The sequence below is a fragment of the Endozoicomonas sp. SESOKO2 genome (assembly GCF_024606245.1).
In the GTDB taxonomy this organism is placed as follows: domain Bacteria; phylum Pseudomonadota; class Gammaproteobacteria; order Pseudomonadales; family Endozoicomonadaceae; genus Endozoicomonas_A.
On the sequence record NZ_JAHHPQ010000043.1, the window covers coordinates 1 to 1,249 of the forward strand.

General features: G+C 53.7%; 1 protein-coding gene. It reads left to right on the forward strand.

The window, feature by feature from the left end:
• Positions 1-1,249: calcium-binding protein (locus KDK17_RS01005; protein ID WP_306671203.1), on the forward strand; the 1,249-nt coding region annotated here is incomplete at both ends.

The window sequence follows — 1,249 nt, forward strand, 5'->3', positions numbered from 1 at the left end:
GGGGCGGTCAGGCCGATGATATTACCGGCAGTTCCCTGGCCAATATCCTGCGTGGAGGGGGAGACGATGACCTGCTGAAAGGCGGTTTTGGCAACGATACTCTCTACGGTGACAGTGGTGCGGACACACTGCAAGGCAACGCCGGTGACGATGAAATATACGGTGGCACCGGTAATGATACGGTCAGTTACGCTGACGGTGGCGCGGTGAATGTCAACCTGACCACCGGCGTAGCCACCGGCAATGGCACCGATAACCTCTACGAGATCGAAAATATTACCGGCAGTTTCTCCGACGATACACTGACAGGTGACAGTGCTGATAATACCCTCGATGGCAGCTCGGGCGACGACACGCTGATCGGTGGTGCCGGTAATGACGTGCTGGAGGGAGGGGCTCACAGCAGTCTGGGTGATACGGTGGATTACAGTGGCGCTACCAATGGCGTGACCGTCAACCTGACAAGCGAGACAGGCAGCAGCGTCGATCAGGGCACTGATACCCTGAGGAATATTGAAAATATTATTGGCAGTAATCATAACGACGCTCTAACCGGCAGCAGTGTCAGCAATTCGATCAATGCCGGTGCCGGCGCAGACACTATTTATGGCTCTGATGGCGACGACACTCTTGATGGCGGCAGCAGCAGCGACACGGTGGATTACAACACGTCCCATTTCAACAGCTCTGGCAATGGTTTGACCGTTACCCTGAGGGACTCTTCTGACGGCAGTGCGGTTCATGGCAGTGATACCGACACACTCAAAAATATTGAAAATGTCACTGGCTCCAGCAACAACGATACCCTGATCGGAGACACTGGCAATAACACCCTCAATGGTATGGCTGGCGACGATACTCTGGAAAGTGGTACAGGGACAGACACCCTGGATGGCGGCACAGGTTCTGATACGGCGGATTACAGTAACCACACTAATTCCGGTATCACCGTTGTGCTCAATGGCAGCGGTAACGGTACCGTCAATGACGGCACGTCTACAGACACACTTCACAATATCGAAAACATTATTGCCACAGACGGCATGGACACCATCACGGGTGATAATGAGGACAATAACATCAGTGCCGGTGATCAGAACGACACAATCCACTCAAGCAATGGTTCCGATATCCTGGATGGTGGCAGCGGCACTGATACTCTCAACTACAGTACCAACAGCAGTGGCGTGACCGTCACTCTGGCTGGTGCGTCTGATGGCTCGGTAGCCAAGGGTGGTAATACCGATAC